The organism is Acidimicrobiia bacterium, from assembly GCA_040880805.1.
Lineage (GTDB): Bacteria > Actinomycetota > Acidimicrobiia > IMCC26256 > DASPTH01 > DASPTH01.
The window spans coordinates 1-24850 of sequence record JBBDHW010000069.1 but is presented as its reverse complement, the minus strand read 5'-3'; the positions used below and the strand labels follow the sequence as shown (position 1 = coordinate 24850).

Sequence of the window (24850 nt, the reverse complement as noted above, 5' to 3'; positions counted from 1 at the left end):
GACGCAGAGGTTGAGTCCTTCGGTCGGTCCGTTCACCCCGGCGCATGGCCGAAGTCAACGCCGCGTACGAACAGCTGAGAGACGCTCCACGCTGATGAGCTTTGGGCCGCGTCTGCCAGTGTACCTATGCGCCGGCGGTCGTTGCCTGAAGCGCGATTCGCTCTGTGTGATCGCGCTCGTCTCACGCCCCCTCTGACCACGGCTCAATCCGCCAGTGACAATCACGAGTGCGGCGCGCGCCATGCCGACTCCATGCACGGGAGCCGCGTTCGACAACAAGAGAGCACTTGAAAGCTCGTCGACCTGCGAGCGCGGTCACATCTGTGTACTCCTTTGTCGCCTATGGCGGTCGGCGTACTGGTGTGTTGCTCATCGGGCGTTCCAGCCCGCTGGCACCTCGAGTGCGAGCACCTCGTCGCTGTCGGGCAGGCGGTTCCCGATAGACGTCGCGAGAGCGTTCGACAGCGCTCGAGCATGATCTCGTGCCGTTTCCGGATCCGACCTGTCAAGAAGCCTTCGCCAGATCGGTGAATCCGGCGCGGAGCGAGCAAGAGCCGAGAGTCGGTTCTGCAGGTCCCAGTAGTCGGTACGCAGCGTGTCACGAAGTTCGTCCAGGAGCGATAGTGCCGCGATAGGTGCGCCGTCTGTGGCAAGGACTCCCGCAGTCACTGCGCCGAGCCGAGCACGAGTCACCATTGCCCGGAGGAACACGACCATCTCGTCGACAGCGGTGCTTTCACCTGTCAGCTGCTTGGCGACGTCGCCGGCCCATGCCTTGCGCTCGCCAGTTTTGGCCTCGTGAGCGGTCTGCTGATCCTCAATCGCGCGTTTGAGCCGATCGACGAAGCGCCGCCGCGAGAAGTAAATGCTCTCTGCCTGCCGGCGCGTTACAGCCAGCTCTTCCCGGAGCTGCTGCGGGACGCGCTCGAAACCGAGCTTTGCGACGAGATCCACCAACACGTCAGCCGCGTCTAACACGCCAAGATCGTCATCAAGAAGTCGAGTCTCGATCCTTTCGAGCTGCGAGCCGAGGCTCGCGAATGTCCTCTCCAGCCATCGTTGCTGCGCCACTGCCGCAGCTGTGGCGACGCCGACGGCGAGGACTACCGGCCACGCCGCGACAGCCATCGCGCCCAGACCGAGTCCTGCTACTGCGGCCGCTTCAGCAGCAGGAACCCCCGACCGCTTGGCAATCTCCACGACCTTCCCGGCTTGGTCGACTGCAACGGGCAGTCCGCCGTCTCCCATCAAGCGGGCCGAACCTTCAGCGAGAGCCCTTCGCACCTCGGGTGAGAAAACGACCCGCATGGCACCGCGATCACGAAGTGCTTCGCGTAGAAGCGGCAGCGACTCGACGAGTCCGGCGACTACCCCTTGCGCAGCCGCGCGGTTGTAAGCCGCGCTTTCGGAGAGCTCGGCCAGCGGCTCGAACCTCACAACCCAGCTGTCGAAGACCGCGTCGACGACCTCGACTGCATCTCCACGCGTCGCAATCGACAGAGACTTCGAAGACGTCGAGGTCTGATCACGATCTCCGCGGCGCGAGAACCGTCGCGAGCGCATCAGCCTCCGACGGGCCAGACCTCGGCGATCACCGTCGCGAGGTATGTGTTTCGCGTTGCAATGTCCTGCTCGCTCCACGCTTGCTCATGCGGATCAACGATGTCCTTGTTGATCAAGAGCACGCTATATCTGTTCAGCAGCGATCGCTTACCGAGGCCCGCGTCCTTCCCGGTAGGCGCGACCTCTTGCGCCTCGGCGTCGGTCCACGGCCTGTTCGAGAGCGCGACGTTCAACTTCTGTGTCACGAGCGTGAGGTTGCCAATCGTGTTCACCAGGTGGTCCCGCCGAGTAGCCGCCTCAAGATCATTCGCGATGCCGGCGCCCCAGTAGCTGCGCCATCCCTGCGGCATGACGTGCTCAATCTCAAGCTTCGCCGGGAGCGTCACTTCCTCATGGCGCTCGGAGCGAAGTTGCAACTCGACGCCAGCAAGTAGCGCGCGAAGCCGCTGCTGTTTGATGTTGCCGTACGCCTTCACTGTCGGCAGCGCGGTCAAAAGCTCCTCATCCATCGGCCAGGTCCGCGCGTCGGCTGTCTGTGCCCGGAGGTATGCGACGGTCGCGTCACCAACGACTTCGGCTGGATGCTCGTCCAACTCCTTGAGGAGCGCGACCACGAGTTTGTTGACGTCCTTCATCGTTCGGCGGAGCAGCGTTCGACGGACGGCCCAGCTCTCAACAGCGGCGAGCGCCTTGTCGGACTGGTCGGCCGACGCCTCGTGGTGCTCGCTGATCAACCACAGAAGGAGCGGGATGAATGCGCCTAGCTCCAAAGCTTCGACGACCCGCGTGTAGAAGCTACCCCTCGCTGATCTCGGATCGAGCTGAGCGAAGTCTCGGAATGTATCGGCATCACGACGCAGACCGGCAAGGAACTGCTCAGCAACAGCACGTCCTGCCAGTTGCTCGTTTGCGTAACCTCGAAACCGAGCGAACACTGCATCGGTCGGGATCTCGTCCTTGATTCTCATGGTGAGCCAGTACTGAAGGAAGAGGTCGATCCGCGAGCGGTACATCCGACCCTGGGAGACCTGGTCGCGCCACCAGTCGTCATCAAAGTCTCGCCAGTAGGTGTCGCTCCAGCCATCGACGTCAGCTCCGAGGTCCTCGCACCGCTGGAACACGTAGTTCTTGATCAAATCGGCGGCCAGAAGCGGCGTGCCCCGGTCGTTGAGAGTCTCGAAGATGAGCTGATCGTCGTCGTTCCCGGAAAGATCGATCGCCACGATCTGCAGGTGCCGCTGGAGGACTTGGGCGAGAGCAGCGAGCCTCCGGCCCGCCTTCTCCGGATCGCCCGTTACCTCAGCCCACTCTGCGATCGCTGCTCGAAAAAAGCGGTGCGCTTGAGAAATGCGGTTGTCGACCACGTCGTCCGGAACGGCCAGCTCGTTGTCCATGACGTGCTCGAACGCGACCCGGTCGATCCTGGATGGCCAGAGCTTGAACCGCTTGGGAGTCGCACGGAATCGCTTCGAATCATTGAGCACGAGCTCTTGCAGGCTCTCCGCCACGTCCTCGTGGTCGAACTGCTCCATCACCAGCTGTGCCGCATCGAGCAGGAGCTGCAGCGTTGTGAGACGTTGCTGCCCATCGATCACCGACGATCGCAGTGGATCGCCGGCCGCACTGGCGAGCTGCTTCACGACCACAGCGCCGAGGAAGTGCCCAGCGAGAACGGCAAGAGCCTTTTCGTCTTCCCCGATGTCGATCACCGCATCCGTCACGCGTGCGATGTCATCCCACAGCGGCTGCCACTGATCTTCCTCCGTCCATACATACGGCCGCTGGAACGCGGGTATCTCGTAACAGACCTTGCCGTCAAACAGATCGCGCGGAGTGAGTGCCTTTGCTTCCACACGGTGATCTTCGCGCGAAGTCTGAAGAGTCCGCTGGGGCGAAGGGGCAGAATCCCAGGGCTTCGAGCTCGGCGCGCTCGACTTCCTGACCCGGTAGATCGACGGGAACACCACGCCCGTCCGTCCCGAGTTCTCTCCGAGAAGGCGACGACCCGGAAGAGTCCATCGCTTCTGCTCGTCGCGTCAACCTTCGTCGACCTGCACGTCATCGAGCCCGAGTTGGCGGAGGCCTTCGAGAACGACGAGGTTGAGAGTCTCACGCGGGATGCCCGCGAGACCGCCATCGGCGTGGATCGTCATCTCGACGGTGACGTCCGGGCTCGCGGCACCGAGGGGTAGCACAGCGACCTTCACGACGTCGCGCGCCTTGCTGCCGGGGATGCCGCGCACGTGCACGGTGACTCCTGGGAGGGTCGCGCCGGTGGCGGGCGGTGGCTGATCAGTGGCGCCTGCCTCGCCGGTCGTCTCCTCCGACGGCCTGCCCTGAGTCACCCCGGCAGGGCTCGTGGTTGGTTGCTCCTCACCGCGCTGCGCGATCAGCTCCTTGATCGCCGCGGCCCGGACGAGGAACGTTCCCGGCTGGAACTGGATCTCGCTCGGGTCGATGGACTTGCCGAAACGGAGCACAGCGTCCTCCGCGTCCCAGCGCGCGCCGCTGGACAGACCAAACAAGCCCTTCGCCACACCTTCGGCGAGCGACGTACGCAGGACCTCCGGTCCCGCGAGCTTGGGCAGCTGGGGCAGCCGAGCGAAGTAGCCGAGCAACGTGTCGAGCTCGACCGCTTCGGTGCCCTCGGGAAGCAGGCCAAATCGGGCCGCGAGCAATGCTGCCGGGGCCAGGTTCGTCTCGACGATTCGGTCTGCGCTTCGCAGATAGTCGAGCACGCGATCGCCGATGCGCGCGTCGACGCGCGCCGGTCCGAGGTCGATGTGGTCGAGCTGCGCGCCGCCGTTGTCGTCGCCTCCGAGCAGGAGGAGATGGCGGTATGCCATCGCAACTTGCTGCGGTAACCGCTCCTCCGCGGCCGCGAGACGCTTGTCGAGTTGCTCGCGTTGCTCAACGTTGAACCGGTTGAGACGGTGTCGGTCGCTCTTCAGGTCGCGCAACGCGGCGAGCGTGCGCGCGGAACCGCGCGCCTTCGCGACTGCCGGGCCATCGGCTGCTATGAGCATGACCGCGTTCTTATTCGCCCGCCAGGAAGAGCCGCGATGATCAATGATCTCGCGCGCGACGCGCAACGTGTCACTTGTACCGTCGGCTCCGATTCGCAGGTCGAAGTCGAGCACGCCGAGCGTGAGGTGCGGATCGTCGGGCAGGTCAGTGGAAGTTGCCACCGAAGGCTCGATCCGGAGCACCGGGCTGCTCGGCGCGACCGTGCCAACGGCCTCGCGCAGGAGTGCTTCAATTCGATCCTCGCCGATCGCGCCTTCGCGTTCGAGGACGACCTTGTTGAGATTCGGCTCGGTCGTGAACCGGTACCGGCCTCCTTCGAGACGCATATACCAGAGCGATCCTTCGAGCGCGTCGCGCACGTCGTCGATCAGGCCCTTCGAGAGTCCCGGCCGGCCGACGCCCAGGGCGAGCTGAGCGGTCGACGCGCCGAGCACGCGGTCGGAGCCGAACGAGTTCAGGAACGCCGTCGTCGCCAATCCGGTGGCCAGCTTCAACTCCTCGACCTGACCACCCCGACGACGGTCCTCTTCGGCTGCCTTCGAGTCGGGGCGGATGATGTCGGCGTTGAGCGCTGCCTTGTAGCTCTCACCCGCGAACCGCAGCACCTCACCGCGGATCCCCGAGTCCGCGAGCATCACGTCACCGGTCAGGATGAGCGCCTCCGGGTGCCCGCGCTGGCTGAGCGCCTTGACCACGTGCGCGAGCGTTCGCAGCGCGCCCCGCGTGCGCTGAAAACCCGAAAGCGATCCCCAGCGGTTCGTCAAGATGTCTACGAGTTCCGGATGGAATGGATACGCGTTCGCCAGCCGTTCCCGGTAACCGGTCTCGCGGTACGTCCCTGGCACTGCGTCGCCAAGCAACTCGTAATAGTCCGCGTAGGCGTTTGCGACGGCGCGCCGCTCGTCCTCTTCGCCGAGGGAGACGAAAAGCCGTCGATGAAGAATCGGAAAGATGTCGTCGCCCTCGACGGGTGTGACGACATTCTCGGTCCGCCCGACCACTTTCGACAGCCGTTCCTGCATCTCCTCACCTGCGACGCTCGCGTAGTCCTCGAGATTCGAGCTCGTGAGCGTCGCGACGACCGCGGCTCGGGGCACGCTCGCCACCGCGGTACAGAGCTCCTTGACGAACGTGAGCGTCGTCGCCGCGAGATTCCCGTCGTGCGAGGGAACCGAGAGCGCCTTGGCAAGATATTGAAGCGCCTCGTCGAGCAGGATCAGACACGGAGCGTGTGCCTCGATGAGCTTGACGAGTTCCGCCGTCGACGACCCGAGCAGCAGGCGGTCCTGCTCGGAGACCTTGGCATAGGCCTCGAGGCCACCAAGGCCGTACGCGAGCTGGCCAAGCATGGTGTTCACCTCGGCGTCCGCGATGTCCGGGTCCGGCCTCCCCGCACTCAAGGCGGCGCCCTCGAGCACCACTACACGCGCCTGCGGGAAGTGCACCCGGCCGACACGCTCGGCGAGTTCGGAGACGAACGGAGTGCCCGCTACGCGAGCAGGGTCGCGGAACAGGTGATAGGCGGCGAGCAGGGTGTGCGTCTTCCCGCCGCCGAACTCGGTCTGTAACCGGTACACGCCCGCCGCAGCCATGTCGCCCGACAGGCGAGCCGTCAGCTCACCGAGGAACGCCGAGAGATTCTCGGTGAGGTACGTCTTCTCGCAGAACGTCACCGGATCGAGGTAGTCGGCGGGCCCGCGGCCGCGGTCGACAAGACCCAGGTCGGCGGCGAAGAGCGATTCGTCGAACGAGCCGTCGGCGATGTCGGGTCGCGGAACCGCGACCTCCCGCCACGGTCGAAGCGCACTGCTCATGGGGCCTCCTCGAGAATCGCGAGGACAGACAGGACGCCGTTTCGTTCGCCGTTCAGACCAGTCATAGCGGCACCGCGCCGCACCGGACGCGGCCGCGTCCCGTCGATGACGTCTCTCATTGCGCCTCCAGCCCGAGTCCGAGCTGTTCCATTGTGGTCGTCGCGCGCGCCGCAGCTTCTGCGAGCGTGTCGCGGTTGCCGGTGAGGCCGAGCAACATGGTGCGTTCCTTGTTGCCATCGGGGAGCACTTCCGCCAGGGCGCGGGCGGTGGCCCAGAATCCGGGCTCGACGCCCATAGCGGTCGCGCCCAGGACCTCTTCCAGTTCCTTGCGTCGGCCGGCGTCCCACAGTTGGCAGGACAAGTGCAACACGTCGACGAGCGACGGTGCCATGCCGAGCCTTATGACCTTCCGGTCCTGCGGGCCGAGCACCGAGAAGTTGGAGCCAGTTCGCTGCACGAACCCCCGCGGGGTGGACAGCGCACCGAGATCGACATCGAAGGCCTTCTCCAGCTTGTACGCCTCGTCGGCGGGGATCGCTGCGCTCAGATAGGCCCAACGCCACGTCAAGTAGAAGAGCGACTCGGGATCCAGCGCGGCAAGCGACTCTTGGCCAAGGAGCCGACGCATCGCGTGACTTGCGACAGCCTGACGCGCGAGCACCATGAGGTCGGAAACATCGACTTCCTCGCCTGACAGCTTCACGATGCGCGCGTACCGGGCGAAGACCTCGAACGCAGGTCCGATCGCGGAGACGAAATAGTCGGCGCCGACGAGACCCATATCCTCGAACGCGTCGAGCCGCTCCGCGATCCGTGCTTCGAGTGCGCGTACCACGTCGTCATAGAATCCTTCCTCCGTCGCGCGCTGCGGACGACACACGAGCACAACAGATGATCCCAGCACCGCGCTGATGGCGGCGGTGCTCCGGTTAGCCATCTCCGACCTCATGGGCCACGAGGTGGTCACGACGAGGTCAGCCGCGCGCAATGCACGCAGGAGGCGCTCCCACGCGGCGACGTCCGTATGAGCGAACACGATCGCGACAACGCCTTCCGGCTTCACGACCCGCGCCATCTCGTTCAGCGCGTGCTGTAGTCGGCTCTCGAATTCGTCGTGAGAGATGTACTCGGGCGACTTCTTGTCGGCTCGACTCTCGATCACCTCCTGCTGCTTCGGGGTGAGCAGCGTCGAGAACAACTCGGGATGGAGGTCGCCAATACTTCGCTTCAACCAAACGAAGAAGAAATCCGAGAGATCGCCGTACTGGATCGCGTCGTAGTACGGAGGGTCAACGATCAATGCGTCGAAGGTCGCCGAGTCGAACGGCAGGTGTTGCGCGTCACCACGCTGGATCGACGCGGCCGTTTCCAGTTGGGAGCAGTGACGGATCGCGAGCTCGATCCATCGGACAGCCCCGTCCCAGCTGCCCGACACGTCCTGGAACGGATCGATCTCCACGTAGTCCCAGATCATCTGGATGGCTTGGCGCGGGAAGGTGTTGCGGACCAACTCGCGCGTCACGTGCCAACTACAGAACGACGAGTTGTAATCCGCAACGCGGTCAACGCACAGGCCGAGGTACGTCGCGACCGCGACGGCGCGTTCGGGCTCCATCCCCTCCGCGAGCATCTCGGCGTGAACTGCGCGTACGGCTTCGCACAACATTCCGAGGACGTAGAGCTGGCGGTCGTTGAAGAGCCCGCGGAACGTGTCGATCCCGTACACGAGGCTGCGGAGAATGCGAAACTGCGACTTCGTGATCGCTTCATCAGGCAATGGCGTCGTGCCATCCGGCAGCTCGTCGAGATCCGCAAGCAGCGAGGCCACGAGCTTCTCGGCGCCTTCGATCTCATCGTCGCGCGGCTCCCGGTACGTGCGCTCGCGTCCGTCGATATCAAGCACCGCGTAGAGACGGCGACCGAAGCCGATTCGCTTGCCGTACTCGCGTACTGCCGTGGCGGCGGTCGCGGTCCCGCACTTCGGACAAGTGACCGAACTTGTTTTCACCGTGCCAGCCGACAGATCGCGCCCCTCCGGCGGCTTGCCAGTGCGCACACGCAGCGCCACCTCACCATCGACCGGCTCCGCATCGACCCAAACCGTGCGCCGTGCGCTGTTGGCGAGCCAGAACGACGAGAGCAGCGGGATCTGAACTCTGCACGTCGGGTTCGGGCAGGTCATGGTGCGGGCCCAGAAGTAGACGGCGGGCCGGCGCCCTTTGGCGTCGGCGGGAAACACCTTCGCGAGCTCGGGCGCAACCCGGTCGCGTACCCAGCCTGCCCACTTCACGAAGTCGTCGGCGAGCGGATTCGCGCCGATGGCGTCGGCTCCGCCGAAGCGCTGTGGGTACTCCAGCACGCATTTCTCGATGAGGTGCGCGACGGGATTGAGGTCCATCGCGGTTACGTCACAGCCGAGCCGCAACGCCTCGAGCGGAATCGCGCCGCCACCCGCGAAGCAATCGAGCACTTTCGGAGGACCATCGGGGTAGGCATGAGCGAGCAGCTCGCGCAGTGGATTGATCCGGCTCGGCTGCACCGACGCCTCGAACGACGCCGCCTGCGCAAGAAGGTCGAGGATCTCCTTCCGGCGCGCGGGATCGGCGGGGTCCGGAAGGAGCGTCCCGAACACCACTGCGCGGCTCATCGCGAGGGGGCGTCGCGCCCACCAGAGGTGCATCGTCGAGATGTGACCATGACGGAGCGACTTCTCGCGCGCCGACTCGGCGTTTACCACCGCAAGCGGAAGCTCCTCCTCGATCAACCGTCGCGCGGTCACACCGAGACCAGTGCGACCAGGCCGCTATGAAAATGCTGGAAACTCCGCGACCTGTTCCGGAGGGGGTCCATGTGAGCGGCAATGTCGCGTGCTGCCAAGGACTTCGCCAGGCCTCCGCGGTGGTAGCCAGCCTGCTGCAGCACCTTTTCGAGGCGCTCCCAGGTCCCGCCCAAGATTGCATCGGGATCGCGGAATGGCGCACGCTGCTCGAGCGTGGTCGGCACGCCCGGGTAGGCGGCACGGACCGCGTCGCAATCACCGAAGAACCACGCCTCGAGCTCCTCGACGGCAAACCGTGTGAGCACGAGGAACGGGTCGCCGGGCGCGGCGCTGCTTTTCGTGACCAAGCCCGCGTCGGCCGCAGCGCGCTCCAGCTTCCGCTTCAGCGCCAGGCAATCCTCTCGATCCTCGTCGACGAGCACAGCTACCTTGGCGTGCGCATGTTTGATCCACCGCGCGTAGCCGCGTAGTCGCCCGGGGAGCTTTGCGAGAAGATCGCGCTTCCCTCGGAACACGTGAATCTCAAACATGTGCTCGTCCCCAAGCATCTTCGGAAGGAGCACGCGGAGAGCCTCCTCGGCCGATGGTTCCTCAACGAGAAGCTCGACGTACATCAGGTGGAGACCCTCGGACCACCCGCCGCGGTGAGCGGATCGCCCACGTCGAAGTACCCCTCCATCCAAAGGTCACCGAGCTGCGCTCCCTCTGCCATGAAGTCGCGCACCTTCTCCATATCGCTCGCGCGAACCGCGCGGGCGAATCCGTCTTCGGCTCGATACAAGACCCACAGCTCGTCGGCACGGAGGCCATCGACGAAGTACGGCGAATGGGTCGTAACAAGGAGTTGGCTCCTGCTCGCTGCTTGCCGGCATTCTTCGGCGAGCTGCGGGAGCAGCCGCGGATGGAGCTGGTTCTCCGGCTCTTCGATTCCGATGAGCGGCGAAGGTTCGGGGTCGTACAGCATCGTGAGGTACGCAAGCATCTTGAGCGTTCCATCCGACGCGAACTTCGCGAGGATGGGCTCGACGAACGGCGCGTCCTTGATCTGCAACAGGAGCCGCCCGTCGGCAAGGAGTTCTGCATCAACGCGCTCGAGTCGCGGGATCCGCTGTGCGAGCACGTCAAGGATGTGCGCCAACCGATCCGGATGTTGCTCCTTCAGGTACTGGATGACGTTCGGCAGGTTGTCGCCAGTCTGCGACAGGTGCTCTTGAGGCCCTGACTCAGGCACGCCTCTGGTGCTGTCAGCACTGAGGTACGACAGGTACCAGCCGCTGATGAACCGGCGCAACGCACTCACTCGAGGATGTCGAGCGAACTGACCGAGTGTGTTGACGGCGAGAAGATCCGGGGCTTCCAAGGTCTCGTTGACTCGCTGATCGGTGATCTCCGGAAGATCACCCGAGATGACATTGCCGGTACCGCGTTGGAATTCGAGAAACCGAAACGGTCTCCCGAACTGGCCGCGTCGCCATTGCAGCCACTCCTCGGCGACGATTGGCCCCGCGCGGGTCTCGTCGATGGCCAGGTGGTAGGTGATGAGCCCAGTCCCGGGACGCTCGCGATACTTCAGCTCGATGACGATCGGACCTTCAGCGCCGCGGCTGCGGAGCTCCTTGAAGCGGTTTCGCTTGTCCCAGGCTCGGCGAAGGCCCACGGTGAAGCACTCAGACAAGAACGCGAACACGTCGAAGACGGTCGACTTCCCGCTGCCATTCGGGCCCAACAGCACGGCAAGCGGCGTAAGGTTCCGCATCTCCAGGTCTCTGAGCACGCGGTAGTTCTGGATTCTGATGCTCTCGATGCGCGCGGGCGCTACCGCAACTTCTGGTGTCGGCATCACGAATACCTATCCTCGGATCGCCCTCAAGAAGGCGTCACCCTCGTCAGGCGTCAGCCCTTCGATGCGAAGCTCACTCATCGAGCGGAGTGGTCTGGCACCGGCCAGGAGCTGATCGAGTTCGACTCCGCGCCAGAAGAACTGATGGTCAAGACCCTCGATCTCGCGAGACGCTACAGGCCGCGACGCGGGGTGGCAGCGTCGTCGTCTAGTCATCCGCAACCTCCTTTCCTCGCGATCAGGCTGGTGCCGACCGAGCTGCTTCAATCACTGGCTCGGGGTCGATCCGGTAACGCACATCGAGAGAAGGCTGCCACGCGCCTGCGAGTGCCTGCGCGGGATTCTGCACCCGATAGAGGCGCGGCGCCGGGGTTCCGCAGTCGAGCACGACGTACAGCCAGTAGTCATCGCCCAGCTCCTGGCACTTCGCGAACTCGCTCCAGGTGAGCTCGACGCGGCCGACGCCTGCTCTGCCCTTCACCTCGATGCATCGACGTTCGAGGTCGAGAAGGGACAACAGGTCGAAGCCGACGTTGTCTGACTCGACCGACCGGACGGTCGCGCCGCGTCGCTGCTCGTACTCGCGTGCAACCTGAACCGCGATGTGTTCGACCTCCGCATCAGTGAGATGCTCCCCGCTGGCTGGCGTCGCACTTACCAACTCAGTCGGGTCGGGAAGCGGGAGGAGAAGCGCGCTGCCGACGACGGTCACGTCACCGCGGCTGACGCGCCGGCCTCGCTCGGTCTCTTCGATGCGCTGTGACCGACGCAGTTCGTACTGCTCCTTCACGAGCTCGGCCTTCCGGAGCCGACCTTCCGCGCCTTGCACGCCGCGGTCGCCCTCTTCTTCGGATGCGATGATCGCCTGGTCGGCCTGGGCGAGCAGCGCGCCGAACGAGCGACGTAGAAAGTCACTCTGGATCGCGGCGACATGCTCGCGTTCGGCCTTCGCTTCGTCGAACACGGGCTCGAAGAGATGCTGGCGCGCCCACATCACCAGCTCCTCATCCACCGGTGCTGCGACAGTTGCGATCTCACTCGGCGCTGCGCTCATCTCGTCGTTCGGCGGAATAACGTCGTAGAGAGAAGCCGAAGAGCCGCGCTCGGGTCGACCATCGATGGAGACGCGCGCCACCGCGAGCGAACGCCGCACAACCTCGCCGTTGCCGTCGACCACGTCGCCGACGAGGAACCGGACCACGACGGGCTCAGTCGCGTCAGGATCGAAGAACACCGCACCCTTGGCGAGTTCCGCGGACGCGCGATCGATCACGAAGCTGACGAGCGCATCGAAGAGCGGATGACCGGGACCACAGAGTTCCGCCGCGGGAAGACCCGCCTCCTCGTCGGCTCGCCGAGCCCGACTCACGACCGACTTGTCGAAGGTCAGGCGCGCGTACTCGGGCTCGATGCGGCGGAGACTCGACGCGGTGCGACTCATCGCGACCAAGGTGTCCGGCGAGCGATCAACTCGTACGGTGCCGGTGTCGAGGCGGCGGCTGGCCTTGCCGCCCGAAAACGTGAGCGCGTCGAGGAAGAACCGCTCGAAGTACGTGGGTGGAAGCCGACGTTCCTCGGCTCGTGAATGCCGATCACGTTCGGTCTGCCAGTCGAGATGGTGGCGGGCGAGCGCGCTCTCGAGCAGGTCGTTGGCGCGAGCGACGGTAGCGGGGTCGGCCTCAGCTCCGCCGAACGATTCGACGGCCTCTTCCTTCGTGAGCTCGCCGGCAAGCACCGCTTCGATGAGCTCGCGAAGGTTCGTCGCGACGGCCAGGCCGACGACGTCGAAGACCTTGTCGCCGAGCGCGATGCCCATGTTCTCCATCTTCTTGAGGAGCGTGTTGAGGACGTATCCCTCGCGGGTATTGGCGGCGATGAGGTTGAAGATGTGCACGTCTTGGGTCTGACCGATGCGGTGGATACGACCCATGCGCTGCTCGAGCCGGTTCGGGTTCCACGGGATGTCGTAGTTGACCATGAGATGGCAGAACTGCAGGTTGATGCCCTCCCCCGCGGCTTCCGTCGCCACCATGATCTGCGCCTTCTCGCGGAAGAACCGTTCCTGGGCAATGCGGTCGGGAAGTTTCATCTGGCCGTGGATCACCGCGACCTCGAACTCGCCGGACAGGTTCTCGACGAGGTAATCGAGCGTGTCCTTGTGCTCGGTGAAGATCAGCAGCTGCTTGCGCCGATCCTCCTTGAGCCCCTGGCTGCGCACAACCTCGAGCAGCTCGGTGAGCTTGCGCTCGGTGCGCTTCGCCTCGACCTCTTGGGCGCGGGTGAGCAGCGGCCCGAGCGCGTCGCGCTCCGCCTCCAGCTCGTAGACCGTGTCGGGCAGCCACTCCTCGAGCGCGCGCTCCTCTCGCAGCCACCGGTCCTCTTCCTCGAGGTCGTCCAAGTCCTCGCCCTCGTCCACAAGTGATGCCTGGAACGAGCGACGATTGCGCAGGTAAGCCTCGGGGTCCTCCAGTGCCTTCTCGATGTTGGCGAGTCTGCGTTCGAGGGTCCTGCGAATTGCGCGAGTGCTCGACGCGACCCGCCGTTGCATCGTGGTGAGCGCGAAGCCGGCAGTCGACCGAGATGACTCACCGCGGATCTCGCGCAGCTTGCGCGAGACGAAATCGGTCACCGCCTCGTAGAGATCCCATTCGTCGCCAACGAGTTCATACTCGACGCGGTGAGGATGACGGTCCTTGAAGAGCTTCTGACCGGCCATGTCGGTCATGATCTCCTTGGAGACCTTCCGGAACGACTGCTGGGGAACCTCGAACTTCGTCGGACACCGATCGCCCCACGCGTCCAGGTCAAGCAGCCGCAACAGACCCCACAGGCTGTGATTGCGACCGGAGTGTGGCGTGGCCGTCATCAGCACGAGCCGATGGCTGCTCCTCGCGACCGCTTCGGCGGCCTTATAGCGCTCGGTCCGGTCTTTGATGTAGCCGCGCCCATCGACGCTCAACGTGAAGCCGTGCGCCTCGTCGATGACCGCCAGGTCCCACTCGCGTTCTGCCGCGTCGAACGACTCGCGCGCGCGGTCGGTGCGCAGGAAATCGCGGCTCACCACGACCCGGTCGAACTGGTCCCACGGATTCTCGGTGAGGCTGGCGTCGAAGTGCGACGCGCCCAGCTGCACAAAATCGAGTTGGAAGCGCTCCGCGAGCTCCCGGACCCATTGAGGCCGCAGGTTCGCAGGCGTCACCACCAGGATGCGATCGCCCGCGCGGCGGAGGATGAGCTCCTTCATGTAGAGCCCCGCCATGATCGTCTTGCCCGCGCCCGGATCATCGGCCAGCAAGAACCGAAGCCGGGGCTCACGCAGGAAGCAGCCGTATACCGCTTCGAGTTGGTGAGGGAGCGGCTGGATGTTCGACACCGCGACGGCCGCCATGTCGTACGCGAACGCGATGTCGATTCGGCGCGCTTCGATACCCAGGCGGAACTGAACTGCGTCGCCGTCGAAGCGGAGATCGGCCGGCGTCTCGACGAACTCGATGCCGGCAAGCTCGGACTCAGCTAGCACGACCTTGCCCGGACCACTTGGCCCCTCGAAGAAGAACTCCCAGAAGGGCCCGGTCTTGACCTTGACGAGCGTCACGATCTCGGCTCGACCGGGAAAGCGAACCCGCGCATCTTCCTGCAACCGCTCGACATCGACCGGCATGGCCGTCACACCCCTCGGATACGGTCCGGGGAGCACTTCCCCCTCGAGTAACCCGCCGATCCCGAGGGGAAAGCAGTGCCATACCTCGATGCTCTTGTGGCCGCGTACCGGGCCGCGTTAGATACGCCCAGTAACCACCACCCCGGGAAGGAGTGGCGCTCGCTCCCGACCGGGTGCTGCGCGGAGGCGCGCGGACGTGCCCTCGCCGCGATCGCCATCGCACTCGCCCGCGAGCTGGCCTTCACGAAATCCCCCTCCTGAACGCCCGGCACCAATCGGCCACAAGCGTACGAGACGGGTGCGACAACTTCGCGCGAGGCGGAGCCGGCGGCTGCACCGAAACCCGAACCGACGACCACCGCCGTCATCTCTCGGCTCCAATCGGACGTGTTCAGTTGCCCGTCGTCTCGCCCTTCGGTGGCTGTCATGACCGAGCCCTGTGAGGATGTCAGGCCGAACTCCAGGCACCTTCACCGAACTCTCGGAGAACCCGCACGCCCTTGCACTCTTCGGAGTGCGACTCCTTGCTCACGACTCGAGAAGCAAGGGCCCACCTCCCCACCGGCGTCGCTCGGCTCTGCTCCCGTGATGCGCGACAAGACGCGAGGTGAGCGCGGGGGCCGCTTCTCTGCCGCAATTGCGTCCCGGCCATCGCGCTCGAGCGATGGAACAACCGCTTCGACTGGCGATGGTTGGCATGACGTCGCTGAAGCTGGCGCGCGTCGCACGACCCGACTCTTCGCAATTTGCGCCGAACGTGCGACGGAGTGGCAGACGCGTGAGCAGGGCCGTCCTTCATCCTCTCTGCATCTCTCTGAGCAAGGAGGAACCCATGATCCACCTGGACCCCGAACCGCCGCTCGTCTTTTCGGTTGAACAGGCGGCCGCGCGGCTGGGGATCTCGCGGGCGTTTGCGTATCAGTTGGTCGCCCGCGGCGAACTCCCGGCGTTGCGACTCGGCAGGCGCATCGTCGTGCCGCGCTTCGCGATCGACGAGGTGCTGGCGCGGGCTTCCCGCACGACCGACTGAGGCGCGTCGATGCTGGGAATCGGTGTGCTCGGGCCGGCTCGCGCCGCCTACTACCTCGAGAGCGTGGCCGCCGGGCGGGAGGACTACTACCTCGGATCGGGCGAGGCGCCCGGACGCTGGTTCGGCCAACACGCGATCACCCTCGGGCTCGGTGGGTCAGTCAAGGCTGAGGATCTTCACGCGGTGCTCGAAGGCCTCGACCCGCGCACCGGCGACCGCCTCGACCGGGCCCGGGAGAACCGGACACCAGGATTCGACCTCACGTTCTCGGCCCCGAAGTCTGTGTCGATCGTCTTCGCGCTCGCCGACGATGCGATCGCGGCGCAGGTCCGCGACGCGCACGACGCCGCAGTCGAGAGCGCAGTCGACTGGCTGGAACGCAACGCCTGCGCGGTACGACGAGGCGCTGGCGGTGCGCGCGTGCTCAACGGTGACGGGTTTGTCGCGGCCGGATTCCGGCATCGCACCAGCCGGGCCGGCGATCCGCACCTGCACACCCACGTCCTGGTCGCCAACCTGACCCGCGGGCCGGAAAGCCGTTGGTGTGCGCTCGATGGCCGCCATCTCTTCGGGCTCTCCAAGACCGCGGGTCATCTCTACGAAGCCCAGCTGCGCTACGAGCTCACGGCCCGGCTCGGCGTCGAGTGGCAGAGCGTCCACAACGGCATCGCCGACCTCGCCGGTATCCCGCGCAGTCTCATCGAGCACCTCTCACAACGCCGTCAGGCCGTGCTCGACCGCCTCGACGAGCTCGGCCTCAGCTCTGCGCGCGCCGCACAGATCGCGACACTCGATACCCGCGCGCCCAAAGACCCGCACGTCGACCTCGACGCGTGTCGCATCGAGTGGCAGGAGAGTGCCGCCGACGACGGCATCGACGCAACGGCCATCGGCAGACTGACGGGCAGAGTGCGCTCGACCGGCGTCACCGATACAACACTGCAGGGAATCGAGACCGAGCTCCTCGGCCCGGACGGGCTGACCGCGCGCGCATCGACGTTCGACCGACGTGACGTGATCCAAGCCTGGTGCAATCAGCTCCCCCACGGTGCTCCCACCACCGAGATCGAACGGGCCGCAGACCAAACGCTGGCCCGAAGCTCCGTCCTCGAACTCGATGGCACGGCGACAGTCCGGATGCGCCGACACGACGGCCGCCGCACGGAAGCACCGAGCCTCGGCGCGCGTTACACAACTACCGAACTCTTCTCACTCGAGCTGAGACTCCTCGGCGACGCCGAAGCCCGCGCCCACGAACGGACAGCCGTCGTCGGCCCCTACATCGTCGAAGCCACCCTGATCGATCATCCTCACCTCAGCGACGAGCAACAGCAGATGGTGCGCGCGCTCACCCAAACAGGACGCGGCGTCGAGGTCGTCATCGCCCCCGCGGGCGCGGGCAAAACCACCGCGTTGACCGCGGCACGCGCCGCCTGGGACGCCGCCGGCTACCAGACTGTCGGGTGCGCAGTCGCGGCCAAGGCCGCACGCCAGCTCGAGAACTCAACCGGGACCCCGTCGCACACCATCGCAGCACTGACACGAGAGATCGCAGCCGCCGGCTTACCAGCCCACGCGGTGTTGATCGTCGACGAGGCGGGGATGGCCGGTACCCGCACCCTGGCGTCCCTCCTCGACGCGGCCCAGCGCGCACAGGCCAAGATCGTTCTCGTCGGCGACCCCAAGCAGCTCCCCGAGATCGAAGCCGGCGGACTCCTCGCCGCGCTCGACCACAGCCTCGGAGGTATCCACCTCCAGACCAACCGACGTCAGCGCGCGGCCTGGGAACGGACTGCCCTCACCGAACTGCGCGACGGTCACGCTGCGCCCGCTCTCGACGCCTACTTCGAACACGATCGGATCACCTCGGCGCCCACCGCCAGCGCCGCGAGAGTGCACCTCGCGCGCGACTACGCGGCTGCCCATCGACAAGGCGCACACGCGCTGATGCTCGCGAGCCGCTGGAAAGACGTCCACACCCTCAACTACCTCGCGCGTTGCAACCTCAACGACGCGGGCCTTCTCACCGGACCCGTGTTCGACATCGCAGACCGACCGTTCCAGGCCGGCGACCGCATCATGACCTTGCGCAACGCGCGCCGGCTCGGCGTCACCAACGGCACGACCGGCACCGTGGTCTCGGTCGATGCCGAAGGTCGATCGCTCACCGTCGGAACCGACGACGGTATTGCCGTCACGCTGCCCGCGACGTACCTCGACAGTCGCGCCGTCGTGCACGCCTACGCGACCACGATCCACAAAGCACAAGGCCTCACCGTCGATCGGGCCTACGTACTCGCTGACGACCGACTCACCCGCGAGACCGGCTACACCGCGCTCTCCCGCGGGCGCGACGAGAACCGCCTCTACACCGTCGCATCGCCAGTCCTCGAACACGACCACGGACACCTCATCGATCGCAACCCGATGCAAGACCTGCGACGCGCGCTCGAACGCACCACCGCCCAACAACTCGCCGTCGAACACGACCTCGGGATCGAAATCGACATCGGATGAGCAGACGGCCCGGGGCCCAAACGAGACCTGGGCTCGAATCCGACTGTTACGGGGCGCTGCTCAATGACACTCCGACGGTGAGGTAGGCCGCTGGTTGGTCTGCGTGCCGGTAGGTCGGACGGGCTCAGTCCCACGCGTTTCCGCGGTGGGTGCATGGTTTCCGTCGCGCCGTGGGTGCAGCTTCGCCAGCGGCCCCCTTTCGAACCGTGCATGCGGTTCTCCCGCACACGGCTCTCGGACACCGTTCATCGCGAGGCATGCGCAGGCGTCCATGGTCGGACGTTGCCGCTGAGACGATAGATCCCGAGGTCGCTGAGCCAGCCGTAGGTGTATCTGCTGACCCAGTTGCGGCCTCGGAGTCCGTGCTTGTTGCTTGCCAGGATGGCGAGTCGTTCATGGGCGTAGCTGTCGATGACGGCGAACTTGCGTGCCGAGTTGCCGTGACGGAAGTAGCCGCCCCAGCCGCGCAGCACGGAGTTGAGTCCGTCGACAATGTCGACCATGTCATGTCCGACCCACCGCCGATCGGTGCGGTCGCGGATCTTGGCTCGGATGGAAGCCATGGCCCGCGTCGAGGGCCACTTCTGTAAGTAGTAGCGACCCGGATACTTCTTGGATTCCTTCTTGCGATGATGGAACCCCAAGAAGTCGAAGCCCTGTTCGCCGCCGGCGAGACACACGATCGTGGTCTTGTCGGGATGTAACACCAACCCGAGTCGACCAAGACTCGCACGCACTCGCCGTCGTGCTTCTTCGGCGCGACTGCGCGTCGAACAGAGCACCACGAAGTCATCGGCGTAACGGACAAGCACACCGAGCCGCTGGCTCGCTTGTTCCCACTCCACGTCGACGACGTGCAGCGCGATGTTGGCGAGCAGCGGAGAGATAGGTGAACCTTGCGGGGTTCCCGACCCACTGTCGGTGATCACCCCGTCCTCCAACACCCCGACTCGCAGCCACGCCCGGATCAACTTCAACATCGCCCGGTCCGATACCCGTCGGGCCACTTGGCCCATCAAAGCGTCGTGGTCGAGCGAGCCGAAGCAGTCCGACACGTCAGCGTCGAGTACCCACTCCGCGCCCCGGTTGGCCTCGACCCGAATGACCTCGAGGGCCATATGAGCCGAACGTCTCGGGCGAAACCCGAAACTGACCGGACGAAAGTCGGCCTCGAACAACGGCTCGAGGACGATCTTCGCCGCGGTCATCACCACCCGGTCGCGCACCGTGGGGATACCGAGCGGCCGCGTCTTACCCGGCTCGCTCTTGGGGATATGCACCCGCCGCAACGGCTGGGGCCGATACCTCTCGGCACCCAACTCCACGGCGAGTGCATCGAGGAACTCCCCCACCCCGGACTCCACGATCGCGTCGATGGTCATCCCATCAACACCCGGAGCCCCGGCGTTGGCACGGACATCACCCCAGGCCCGGACAAGTACGTCGCTGCGAGCGACCTTGTCATAGAGGGCATGGAAACGTCGCCGTGGATCCTGCTTGGCACTGCGATACAGCACGCGTTGGAGCGCTCGAACCCGATCGACACCCTCGGTGTCGCTGACGGACCTAGCCGATCGCTCGGCACTCATCAGAGTCCCTCAACTCCTTCACGTGCACCGGTGAACCAGGGGCCCTTCGCTCGGGCCGGGTTGTGTTGTCCCGACCGTCACCACTAAGCCCGGTAGGGACCGCCCTTGCGGGCGGCCCCCCGGACAGATCCCGGCGTGCGGAACTACCGCACCGGGCTCCTGCCTTGGGTCCTGGCAGCGAAGCGCATGCTGGGGTGGGGATGCACGATGCGGGCAGGGGGTAGCCATCGATTGGCGATCCGGCCATAGCGCTCCCAGGTGAGTCTGCTGCGCTGGCTTCGGCGCCGAAGCGTTTCATGCCAGTGCCGTCTGACCTCGTCACGGAAGGCCGACACCGCGTCGATGTTGCCTGGTACGGCGTAGTAGGCGAGATGTCCTCGCACCACGCTCGCGAGCCAGCGCCCCTGATCGGGGACGGGGAGGTGCCGGCGTCGCCGAAGCTCGGCTTTCACCTGCTTCAGCTTGGCCCGCAACCTCTTCTTGATGGTGACGCGCCGGAGCCAGAAGCGCCCGTCCTTCGTCTTCCCGCAAATATGCGTGAAGCCCAAGAAATCGAACGTCTCCGGTTTCGGAAGACCGTGCTCTCGCCGGTTCGACGCCGCGAAGCGGCCGAACTCGATCAGGCGGGTCTTGTCCGGGTGCAGCTCCAGGTTGAACTTCGCGAACCGCTCGCGAAGATCGTGGAGGAACCGTTTTGCGTCACCGAGATGCTGGAACCCGACCACGAAGTCGTCGGCGACGCGGGTGACGACGATGTCGCCCCGGGCGTGCCTTCGTCTCCACTGTCGGACCCAGCGATCGAAGACATAGTGGAGGTACACGTTCGCGAGCAACGGCGAAACCGATGCCCCCTGCGGTGACCCCTCGATCGTCTCCGACCAATTGCCGTCCTCGACGACCCCTGCAGCCAGCCATTTCCGGATGAGCCGCAGGACTCGCTTGTCCGCAATGCGATGCTCGAGGAACCTCATCAGCCAGGCCTGATCAAGCTTGGAGAAGAAGTCGCTGACATCAGCGTCGAGTATCCAGTTCACCTTTCTCTCCGTGATCCCAACCGCGAGCGCATCCAACGCGTCATGCGGGCCGCGCCCCGGCCGGAACCCGTAGGAGAAGCCGACAAAGTCCACCTCGTAGATGGCGTTGAGCACCTCGACCACCGCCCGCTGGACGATCTTGTCCTCCAACGTGGCGATACCGAGCGGGCGTTGTTGCCCGTCCGGTTTCGGGATGTACACCCTCCGAGAAGGGCTCGCCCGGTACGCACCGCTGTGGACACGGCCGAGCAGGTCTTCGAGGTTGGCTCGAAGGTTCTGCCCGTAGGCGTCCCACGTCACCTGATCGACACCTGATGCAGCCTTCGGGTTGATCGCCGCGTAGGCCGCCCAGAGCCGAGACAGATCGACGTGGTGCAGCAGTGCAGTGAACCGTGCTTCTTTGTCCTTGCGTGCTACTTCGCGCACACGATCCAGCCCGCTTGACACGCCAGACCCGGCGCTGCGTCCGGGGCGTGTCGAACTGTCCGTGTTCCCCTTGGCCAACCCCCTTCCCTCCACCACCTCCGCAACCGGTCCCCCGGCCTTGTTCGGCGGCTTCGCAGGTACTACAGAGTTGTCTGACTTCCCGCGCTCGTACATCTCAGGCGTGCGGCCTCAGCCTTTCCTGAGCGGCCCGCCCGGTGATCAACCCGACGGGCAAGCGCGGGACCTCCCGGTTCTCGCGCATGGAGGTTCCGTACATGCCCTGGTTCTCTGACCGCGCGGGGCCCACCAACAACTCGCGATAACGCTGCTGGCAGTGTTGCCTTCCGTTTCCGTAGACCACGTCGGCACCCCGAACTCCGTGATTACGCGGCTCAATAGCCCGGCCTGCACGTGCCCCTACCGACGCTTCGCCAACGCCCTCGCGAACGCCAACGCACGGTTCGGGGTCATCGTGGGTCGCTACCCCTTCGACGTAGAGCTCTTCCATCTCCTCCTCCATGCCGGTTTATCCCGGCGCACCTACGACCCCCTCCGACTCCCTCTCGGCCGCCTGTCACTTCCCGGGATCACCGGTTATAGACACGCATGCTTCCCGGGCCCGCAGCCCGGGGCCGAGGAGGGCCTCTCCAGTTCCCAGGACAACCTTCTGACCATTCCACGCCCCCTTACGCCGGAGGGTTCATCGACGCTCGCTCCAGGACCAAAAGCGTCTTCCATGGCCTTCGCCCATCGGCAACAGGCTCGGCTCCCTCTTGTCCCGCACACAACGTGCGGGTGCGCCATGACGACGTTGCAGGCTTCGCTTCATGCTGCGGACTGGCCAGTCGCCACCCCCTCAACGAGGTGTTGTCGCTCCGCTTCGACGGCGAGATCTCTCTCGACGCCGGGAGCCAGCTACCAGGGACCCTGGCGTCTCCCCGGACCGGACTCACACCGGCTGGCTGACCTGAGCTTGTCGCTCGGTTACGTCACAACAACCTCCTCGTTGTCATGGCGTCCAAACTCCTGGACGCACTGCCGATCTGTCGCGTCGGGCGACCGGTCGGCGGCCGCGATCTTGAGCGCGTGTTATGGCGCGATCGATCGACGTGGGCGGACGAGGGTACCGGTTCCGGATAGGAATCGTCTTCAACGGCCACGGTGGAGGACAATGGTTGCGTGACTTCTGGAGTCGCGCCCGCACAAGACGGCGGTGACGATGGCGGCCGCGCATCGGGGTGGCAGGCCGTGTCGGAAGATCCTGTGCTGGCCGGGCCGGTCGCTTCGCTCGGTCCAGGCAACGTCCCAGCCGGGGGCGACCTGCGGCTCGATATCGGCTGGGAAGCGTTCGAGCAGTTGGTGGCGGCGATATCTCGCTATGTGTTGGGGTTGAATCAGATGCGCTTTCGCCGGTATGGCATGCCGGGGCAAGCCCAGTTCGGTATCGACCTCGCCGGAAGGCGGCCCGGCGGCGGCTACACGGTCGTGCAGTGCAAGCATGTCGCGACGTTCGGAGCCGCATCGCTCCGTGCAGCCGTGGAGAAGTTCGCGTCGGGGCGCCGGCCGTTTAATGCTCTGCAGTTCATCGTGGCGGTCAGCAACCACGCAGCGCGGACCACGCAGGTCTTAGACGAGCTCGCGGCCCTACAAGACGAGTACTCGGACGAATTCGAGCTCGACCTCTGGGGACCAGATGAGCTGAACGATGTTCTTCGCGAACGGGCGGACATCGTCGCGCGCTTCTGGACACGGGAGACAGCCGAAGCGTTCTGCACGGGCGCGCCACTTCCCGGGGTTGCTGCTCCGCCACCGGAGTGGACTCGTGTAGCGGACCAGGTTCTGCTTAGCCCGCTCGGTGTCGATGGGCTCGATCGAGATGTCGTCGAAGCCGAACGCTTGGAAGCAACAGATCCGGTGGCCGCGGCTGCAGCGTACGGGCAGATTGGCGAGCGGCTGACCGCGCAAGGGTTCGGCGGGCACGCTCACGTGATGTGGCGCCGCCAGCTGGATGCGCTCGCGACCGCGGATGACGTCGACGACGCTTGTGCGCTTGATGCACGGCTTGCCGCGCAAGCGCTGCACGAGGGCGACCTGCACCAGGCGCGCCTCTTGAGCCACAGGATGAACGACCTCATTCGCTCGGACTCCGAGGACGTCGTAGCGGAGCGGAGCCCCGTCGCCACAACGCACGCGGAACTCATTAGTGCCGCCGTCTACACAGCAGAGCATCCGTTCGGCCACAACAATGAATTGCTTCGCCTCCTGGCCAACACGCCAGATGGTGTTGCTGTACCCGAGTACCAACCCTTGCTCGTGTTGCTCCTAGCCGAGCTTGCGGCGGCAGACGGAGTCGCGGCGACGGCGAGCGATGACCTCGACCAAGACATGACCGACAGCGGATCTGATCGCGCTGGAGCCGTTCGCGATCTAGTCGCGTCAGCGCTTGACCAACTTGAGATGCCACGACCGGCTCCCCCGAACGAAGACCTGGCAGTGCGCCTGCGCATGATCGGCGCGAGCTATGACAATGAAGAGCGCGGGCGTCTGCTCGCCGAAGCGCGCCAGATGCGGCTGCCGCGGTCGCAAGCCGCGTTAGTGCTCGCTACCGAAGCCCGACGCAATGCCATGGACGGATCATCGGACGATGCTCTCGAGCATTGGCGGCAGGCAGTAGCGAGCGCAATCCATGACGGCCGTACCGACGACGCCGCAGGATGGCTTTACGCCATTCGCGCCGTTCATATCAGGTACGGCCCATGGAGCGGAAACATCGACGAGGAGCACTTGCTCGCGCAGGCGCTACCGAAGGCGACGAGTGGCCGCATCCTCCGCCGCGTACGTGATCCAGAGATGGACGCGCGTCGCGCCGCGCTCGACAACCGGCCCGTTGACGCGATCCGGTCCGCGCGCCGATGGCTCGCCGACAGCATCGTCACCGGCGACTGGGTCGATGAGGACGCGGCGGTCGAAATGCTGGGCGATCTCTACGCTGCCAACGCCGAGCCGGACCGCGCAGCGATGTGCTACCAGTGGGCCGGCGAAACGAAGAAGCTCCTCCAACTTGCGGACGCAGTTGGAGACCGTCCGCTGCCAGTGGCGAACCTGAATTTAAGCCCGTGGTGGCAACAGGTCACGACCCTGGCTCTTGTTGCGGCGCAACACGACCTCGTCCCCGACGACACCGCTGCACAACTACTCACCGGGCTGCTCGACATCATGACCCGAGGTCGTGCGGGAGAACTCGTAGAAGGGCCAACGCGCGCGCTTACTACGCAAGCGACAAAGACGGCCTGCGTGTTCGCTGCTCGCGGTACGAGTGACCAGGCGCAGGCACTTCTGGACGTGCTAGCGGGCGATGTCGCCAGGGAGGAGAATCAATACCGGTTCCACGACGAAGAGCACGTTCGCGCTTGTGTTGACATAGCCATGCATTTCCCAAGCTTGGAGTTTCTCGCGCTGGCGCGGCTGTTTAGTCTCGCTGAAGTTGGCACTCACGAGGCTCTCGAGGCACTAAACCTCGATCCACCGATTCACGGTCGGTTGGTGCCTCGGGTGTCGTTGGTTGACGCG

The 24850-nt window shown here is 65.3% G+C and carries 12 protein-coding genes; 3 read left to right on the top strand and 9 right to left on the bottom strand.

Annotation, left to right across the window (positions count from 1 at the left end; all coding sequences use genetic code 11):
- Nucleotides 1-369: 369 nt before the first annotated feature.
- The 7 genes from WD271_17745 to WD271_17715 form a co-directional block, all read right to left on the bottom strand.
- The gene (locus WD271_17745; GenBank protein ID MEX1009666.1) at nucleotides 370-1563 is read right to left on the bottom strand and encodes a hypothetical protein; all 1194 of its coding nucleotides are present in this window, start codon (nucleotides 1561-1563) and stop codon (nucleotides 370-372) included.
- Nucleotides 1563-3416: a DUF262 domain-containing protein gene (locus WD271_17740; protein ID MEX1009665.1), complete on the bottom strand. Its 1854-nt coding sequence runs from the start codon at nucleotides 3414-3416 to the stop codon at nucleotides 1563-1565. The genes WD271_17745 and WD271_17740 overlap by 1 nt, the downstream gene beginning before the upstream one ends.
- Before the next feature lie 183 nt (nucleotides 3417-3599).
- The gene (locus WD271_17735; protein ID MEX1009664.1) at nucleotides 3600-6404 is read right to left on the bottom strand and encodes a DUF499 domain-containing protein; all 2805 of its coding nucleotides are present in this window, start codon (nucleotides 6402-6404) and stop codon (nucleotides 3600-3602) included.
- Between the two features lie 115 nt (nucleotides 6405-6519).
- The gene (locus WD271_17730; protein ID MEX1009663.1) at nucleotides 6520-9183 is read right to left on the bottom strand and encodes a DUF1156 domain-containing protein; all 2664 of its coding nucleotides are present in this window, start codon (nucleotides 9181-9183) and stop codon (nucleotides 6520-6522) included.
- Complete coding sequence (locus WD271_17725; protein MEX1009662.1) at nucleotides 9180-9797, bottom strand: DUF4276 family protein; 618 nt, start codon at nucleotides 9795-9797, stop codon at nucleotides 9180-9182. The genes WD271_17730 and WD271_17725 overlap by 4 nt, the downstream gene beginning before the upstream one ends.
- Nucleotides 9797-11023, bottom strand: coding sequence for an AAA family ATPase (locus WD271_17720; GenBank protein ID MEX1009661.1), 1227 nt, complete (start codon nucleotides 11021-11023; stop codon nucleotides 9797-9799). The genes WD271_17725 and WD271_17720 overlap by 1 nt, the downstream gene beginning before the upstream one ends.
- 238 nt (nucleotides 11024-11261) lie before the next feature.
- Complete coding sequence (locus WD271_17715; protein MEX1009660.1) at nucleotides 11262-14684, bottom strand: helicase-related protein; 3423 nt, start codon at nucleotides 14682-14684, stop codon at nucleotides 11262-11264.
- An 832-nt stretch (nucleotides 14685-15516) separates the two neighbouring features.
- Here WD271_17715 and WD271_17710 point away from each other — a divergent pair.
- Nucleotides 15517-15714, top strand: a complete 198-nt coding sequence (locus WD271_17710) for a helix-turn-helix domain-containing protein (protein MEX1009659.1) — start codon at nucleotides 15517-15519, stop codon at nucleotides 15712-15714.
- 9 nt (nucleotides 15715-15723) lie between these two features.
- A complete protein-coding gene (mobF, locus tag WD271_17705; GenBank protein MEX1009658.1) occupies nucleotides 15724-18231 on the top strand; it encodes a MobF family relaxase in 2508 nt (835 codons plus the stop codon).
- 245 nt (nucleotides 18232-18476) lie between these two features.
- On the opposite strand, the gene ltrA (WD271_17700) is transcribed toward mobF, so the two are convergent.
- The gene (gene ltrA, locus WD271_17700; protein ID MEX1009657.1) at nucleotides 18477-19820 is read right to left on the bottom strand and encodes a group II intron reverse transcriptase/maturase; all 1344 of its coding nucleotides are present in this window, start codon (nucleotides 19818-19820) and stop codon (nucleotides 18477-18479) included.
- 143 nt (nucleotides 19821-19963) lie between these two features.
- Nucleotides 19964-21280 (bottom strand): group II intron reverse transcriptase/maturase, encoded by a 1317-nt coding sequence (ltrA, locus tag WD271_17695; protein ID MEX1009656.1) that lies wholly within the window; start codon nucleotides 21278-21280, stop codon nucleotides 19964-19966.
- Between the two features lie 1248 nt (nucleotides 21281-22528).
- Between ltrA (WD271_17695) and WD271_17690 the strand changes: the two genes are divergently transcribed.
- On the top strand, nucleotides 22529-24850 hold a 2322-nt coding region (locus WD271_17690), incomplete at its 3' end, for a hypothetical protein (GenBank protein ID MEX1009655.1).

Bases quoted from the DNA above. Each gene is read 5' to 3' on its own strand.
- WD271_17745 (MEX1009666.1), bottom strand. From the start codon at position 1,563: ATGCGCTCGCGACGGTTCTCGCGCCGCGGAGATCGTGATCAGACCTCG.
- WD271_17735 (MEX1009664.1), bottom strand. From the start codon at position 6,404: ATGAGCAGTGCGCTTCGACCGTGGCGGGAGGTCGCGGTTCCGCGACCC.
- WD271_17725 (MEX1009662.1), bottom strand. From the start codon at position 9,797: ATGTACGTCGAGCTTCTCGTTGAGGAACCATCGGCCGAGGAGGCTCTC.
- WD271_17720 (MEX1009661.1), bottom strand. From the start codon at position 11,023: ATGCCGACACCAGAAGTTGCGGTAGCGCCCGCGCGCATCGAGAGCATC.
- WD271_17715 (MEX1009660.1), bottom strand. From the start codon at position 14,684: ATGCCGGTCGATGTCGAGCGGTTGCAGGAAGATGCGCGGGTTCGCTTT.
- WD271_17710 (MEX1009659.1), top strand. From the start codon at position 15,517: ATGATCCACCTGGACCCCGAACCGCCGCTCGTCTTTTCGGTTGAACAG.
- mobF (MEX1009658.1), top strand. From the start codon at position 15,724: ATGCTGGGAATCGGTGTGCTCGGGCCGGCTCGCGCCGCCTACTACCTC.
- ltrA (MEX1009657.1), bottom strand. From the start codon at position 19,820: ATGAGTGCCGAGCGATCGGCTAGGTCCGTCAGCGACACCGAGGGTGTC.